The sequence below is a fragment of the Phormidium pseudopriestleyi FRX01 genome (genome assembly GCF_017313335.1).
In the GTDB taxonomy this organism is placed as follows: Bacteria; Cyanobacteriota; Cyanobacteriia; order Cyanobacteriales; family Laspinemataceae; genus Laspinema; species Laspinema pseudopriestleyi.
The window spans coordinates 1-5,280 of sequence record NZ_JAFLQW010000605.1 but is presented as its reverse complement, the minus strand read 5'-3'; the positions used below and the strand labels follow the sequence as shown (position 1 = coordinate 5,280).

Below are 5,280 nucleotides of genomic sequence, written 5' to 3'. Positions count from 1 at the left end.
TATGCACGTTCAGAAGACCGCATCCGCGCCCTCAAAGACGGATATGATATCTACCTCCCTAAACCTGTTGATACAGCGGAGTTAATCGCCGTAGTCGAACGCCTTGCAGCGCGATCGCGTCATATCCCCTAATCCGGGTTAAAGTTACCGATAGCAGGCTAACCGCTGTTGCACTTGGTTCCGCAGGGTTGGACTTTCCAGCGATCGCACCACCTGCATCGCCGAGTTATATTCCCCCAATCGTCCATACCCGATGGCGATTTCTTCATACAAACTCCCCCGATCCATCCAGTCATCTACTTCTGTGTACTGAACCAGATTCCCCTGGGCATCTGTCTGTACTTTCAACACCAGGATGTTAGATTCTTCCCCGGGAATGGTCTGTGCTATCTCAAAAGCTTTGTCTAAGGCTTCCCGGGCAAAATTTCGCTCTCCTGCCTTCATATTATTATCAGCTAGGACGATTAAACTCTTAACTTTTTCCCCGGGGGATTTTAACAACTCGATCACCTGATAGGCTTCATCAATTTTTCCTTCTTGGATGAACGCCTCCACCAGCCGATTAATTAAGTTGCTTTGGAAATATTCATCCTTCATGGTGCGGACTAACTGCAAGGCAAAGTCATAACGTCCCCCCTCCATTAGCCTATCAAACACCGTCACCCAGACATAAGAATTTTCTTGAACTTGGTTACTCATTAATAAAACTTGGGCGAATAACTCTTCAGCTTTAGCCTGTTGTCCCACCTTAGCATATTCCACCGCAATCGCAGCGATCGCTTCCAATTTTTGCTCATTATTTTCGAGGGATTCGACCACTGTCATCCCTCGGATTAAGAGTTCATTCCACCGTTCAATTTGGCCAAGTCTTTGATAAATAAAAGCAACTGCCACTAAGTTAATCGGCATGATTTCAGCAGCCATAACCGCAATTTTATCATCTCCTCGGTTTGCGGCTTCAGTTGCCAACGCTAAAAAAAGAGGCTGTCTTTTTTCAGGATAGGGAATTTGTTGGACAGCTTGAATAGCCATCTCATACAGTTCCACGCGAGAATAATCTCGAACCATATCCGTGAGCAGAAATTCTTGTTCATAGCTTTGAGAAACTGTACCGACGGTTTCCAAAGCTTGTCCCGCAATGGTGGAGGCTTGCTCCCGTTGTCCTTGAGTGGCATATTCAACAGCAATCGCACTGAGGACTTTGGCTTTAATTTCCGGCATTTCTAAGGGGGCAATTTCTAGCAAAGCTCGGTCCGGATATCCAGCCTCGGCATAATGGATTAAAATAGGCGAAAGGGCGACCATGCGCCGGTTTGAATCCGAGATTAAATTGGCATCACGCAAAGCCTCTGTAAATAAGGGAATCACGCGATCGGTTTGTCCCTGTTTAGCCGATCGCAACCCAATTTCTGCTAAAACTCGGGCCTTGATTTCCGTGTCACTGACCCGATCCAAAACAATTTTATGGGCGCGTTCAATGTTACCTTGGTCCGCCAAATTTTTGGCAATTTCTGCAAAGGTCTCACTCCGATAATAATCCGCAGAAATCGTCCCGGCAATCTCTAAAGCTTTATCCAATTGTCCCCCTTGACCATAATAAATGGCGAGGGGTTGGAAATCCCAGGCTTGATTGTAGGCATCCGCATAGACAATGGATTGGGCATAATGGAGCGATCGCCCCAGGATTTGTGAGGCTTGAATAGTATCTCCTAGGGTAAGATAAGTTCGGGCAATTTCAGTTAATCCCTTGGTTTTAAAGGCCGCACCTCGGATGCCAGTTTCTGCTAGAATAGCACGGGCGAGGGTTGACCGGGCATGATCGCGCTGTCCACTTTGTACATACAACCGCGCAATTGCTGCCAAAGTCCGGGTTTTGCCATAGCTATATCCGGTATCCAAGGTATGGCTTACTCCCGCTGCCGCATCCAGGACTGACTCCGCCTGAGAACCCTCTCCCTGTTCCACCAGGCGATCAACCAGGGTTTCCAACATCCCTCCTTGTCCCTGAGTGCCATTGACGATTTCAAGCAACATCAGGACTGTATCTCGACTAGGACTGACCGCTTGCATCCCTTGAAATAGCTCAATCAGGTCCTCCGTTGCCCGAGCCAGTTTGCCGGATTGAATATTATTTTGAGCGCGATCGCGTAATTGAAACAGGCGGTTTTGAGTCGCTTGATGCTGTTCATCCTGACAAGTCACCCCCTGGGCGATCGCCAACGGTTCCAACAGCTTACAGCCACTCGTTAACAACATTATACCTAATCCCAATCCCACGGTCCCGGCCCTTGACTTTTTCATTGATTTATCTCGGCTATTTATCATTTCCTTCATTGGATTCAGAACTGTTTTTAGGCAATTCATTCTCTGGATAATCTTGACTCGAAACCTGTTCGGAATGTTCGGACGATTTGGGTTTTTTATCCCCCCATTCCGAGGCCCGTTCCGCCGCTTTTTTCCTCGATGCTTTCCCCACCCCATAAATCGGCGTAGGCGCAAGAGGAGGCGGCGAATAACCCGGTAGTAGTTCTAACTTCTGGGGTTTAGGCTGAGGTGGTTCCGGTCGGTTTTGAGGGTTGGGTTCCCTCGTTTTAGTAATCCCGCGCCGCCGTTGGGAAGTGCCTTCCTCTGCGGTATCTTCTGCAACCACTTCATACAAAATTGCTCGTTTATTTTTCTGGGTTCCTTTGCGTAAAATTCGACCTAATCGTTGAATATACTCCCTCGTCGAACCCGTTCCCGATAGCAAGATTGCCACTCTTGCATCTGGCACATCTACCCCTTCATTTAAAACATGAGATGCGATAATCGTTTTATAAATCCCTTCTTTAAATCGGGTCAGGATTTCATGCCGTTCTTTGACTGGAGTTTGATGGGTCAAGGCGGGAATTAAAAAATCCTGAGAAATGCGATAAACCGTGGCATTATCTGCCGTAAAAATCAGGATACGTTCGGGGGAATGTTGGGCCAGTAAATCTGCTAGAATCCGCATTTTGCCATCGGTTCCCAGGGCGATTTCCTTGGCTTCCCGGTGAGCTAACATGGCCCGACGTCCCGCAGGCGATCGCGCTGAAGCTTGGACAAAGTGCTGCCATCCTTGAAGACTGCCCAGGGAAATGTGAGATTGCTGTAAAAACTCATTGCGGTTTTTAATTAACTGATCGTAGCGATCGCGTTCTAACTTAGAGAGTTTCACTTTAATTTGAACAATTTCATGTTCCGCCAAAGCACCACCAGCTAAATCTTCCGGCGTTTTGCGATAGACTTCCGGACCGATTAACTGAACCAAATCCGCGTGTTTCCCATCCGATCGCTCAGGAGTTGCCGTTAACCCCAACCGATAGGGGGCGATCGAATATTCAGCGATCGCCCGATTAAAATCCGTCGGCAAGTGATGACACTCATCAAACACAATCGACGCATAGCGATTCCCCAACGTCTCCGCATGGATCGCCGCACTGTCATACGTCGCCACCAAAATCGGACTTTTATCCCGCGAACCACCCCCCAATAACCCCACCTCCACATCGGGAAACGCCGCCGCCAGATGCGCGTACCACTGATGCATCAAATCCAACGTTGGCACCACAATCAGGGTCGTGCGCGGTGTCGCTTGCATCGCCAACTGAGCTAAATAGGTCTTCCCTGCCGCAGTCGGCAACACCACCACTCCCCATCGTCCCGCCTGCTTCCATGCCGTCAGCGCCTCTTCCTGATGTTGATAAGGCGGCATCTCAAAGCTCGGGACCAACTCTAGCGGTCCAAACCCCTTCGCCTCATCAATAAATTCCGTCCCCTCTGCTTTGAGCGCCTCAATCAACGGACGATAGTCGATCGCACGAACGCGAAACTTTTCCACCCGTTCATCCCAAGCGGCAAAATCAATCCACCCTTTCCCTCGCGGTGGTGGATGCAGCAACAAAGTTCCTCGGTCAAACGTAATCGTTGGTATGCGGCCCATCAGTTCATCAAGTTATCAATCCCTTACCTATTGTACTATAGCAATCCTAAATGATTTGTAAATAAACTAGCGAGCAAGATGCTCGCACTACAAGAGATTTAAGGATGGATCGCTTACACGACTGATTTAGGACTGCTATTAGGTGTTCCTGGACTCATGAGGTACAGATATTTAGAGGAGTGCGAGCATCTTGCTCGCTATTGTCCGGAGTGCGAGCATCTTGCTCGCTATTGTCCGGACCTCATGAGCCCGGGAACTGCTATCTATTAACCCAACTGCCGACAACGGATTGCCTAGTCTTCTAATTTATACCCCAACTCAGCCAATTGAATGCGAGATTGCCGCCAATTGGGTTGGACTTTGACAAAGATTTCCAAATAAACTTTACCGTCAATGAGTTTTTGCATTTGTTCTCGGGCCGCAGATCCAATCGCTTTGAGCATTTGTCCACCTTTGCCGATAATAATTCCTTTTTGAGAGGGACGTTCTACATAAATGGTTGCTAAAATCCGGGTTAAATCCTTGGTTTCTTCCATCAAATCTAGGCTAATGGCAACGGAATGGGGTACTTCTTCTCGGGTTAAATAGAGAATTTGCTCTCGAATCAGTTCGCCAATGATAAAGCGTTCTGGGCGATCGGTGACTAAATCTGGGGGATAGTAATAAGGACCGGGTTCTAAGCGATCGCCCAGTAAGGTTAATAAGTCTGGCAGTCCTTCCCCAGTCGTGGCGGAGAATTTGGCGATCGGCCAATTGAGGTTGTCTGCGAGTTCCTGATAGCTGCGATCGATGACTTCTACATCTCGCGATCGCGATAAACTAGAGCGTAAGTCGATTTTATTTAGACCTAGAATAACCGGCGTTTTGGTTTGGGTGAGAATTTCTGTAATAAAGCGATCGCCACCCCCCGCTTCCACCGAACCATCCACCATCAACACCAGGATATCTACGGTAGAAATGGCCCCGATCGCATTTTTTACCAACACCTTTCCCAGTTGGTGATGGGGTTTGTGAATCCCGGGAGTATCCACAAAAATAAATTGAGCCTCTGGCGTTGTTAAAATTCCCCGTAAACGGTTTCGGGTCGTCTGCGCCACCGGGGAAGTAATCGCTATTTTTTGTCCCACCAGGTGATTCATCAGGGTAGACTTGCCCACATTGGGCCGTCCGATAATCCCGATAAATCCGGATTTAAACCCGGCAGGGGGTTCGGGAATGACAGAAAAATCTGAGGGATTCAGGGTCGTACCTCCTAAAAAAATAAAACAGTTTCTTTCTATTTTAATTCATTTTCAGAAAAGCTTGCAAATTTTTTTGTA

The 5,280-nt window shown here is 48.0% G+C and carries 3 protein-coding genes; all 3 read right to left on the bottom strand.

Annotated elements, in window-relative coordinates; all coding sequences use genetic code 11:
• Positions 1-144: 144 nt before the first annotated feature.
• Positions 145-2,301 carry a tetratricopeptide repeat protein gene (locus tag J0895_RS23115; protein WP_207090345.1) on the bottom strand — a complete coding sequence of 719 codons (2,157 nt, stop codon included), beginning with the start codon at positions 2,299-2,301 and terminating at the stop codon, positions 145-147.
• 13 nt (positions 2,302-2,314) lie between these two features.
• Positions 2,315-3,961 (bottom strand): DEAD/DEAH box helicase, encoded by a 1,647-nt coding sequence (locus J0895_RS23110; protein ID WP_207090344.1) that lies wholly within the window; start codon positions 3,959-3,961, stop codon positions 2,315-2,317.
• A 293-nt stretch (positions 3,962-4,254) separates the two neighbouring features.
• The gene (gene era / locus J0895_RS23105; protein WP_422894348.1) at positions 4,255-5,100 is read right to left on the bottom strand and encodes a GTPase Era; all 846 of its coding nucleotides are present in this window, start codon (positions 5,098-5,100) and stop codon (positions 4,255-4,257) included.
• Positions 5,101-5,280 lie beyond the last annotated feature (180 nt).

Coding starts and splice junctions, on each gene's coding strand:
- J0895_RS23115 (WP_207090345.1), bottom strand. CDS start 2,301: ATGAAAAAGTCAAGGGCCGGGACCGTGGGATTGGGATTAGGTATAATG.
- J0895_RS23110 (WP_207090344.1), bottom strand. CDS start 3,961: ATGGGCCGCATACCAACGATTACGTTTGACCGAGGAACTTTGTTGCTG.
- era (WP_422894348.1), bottom strand. CDS start 5,100: ATGAATCACCTGGTGGGACAAAAAATAGCGATTACTTCCCCGGTGGCG.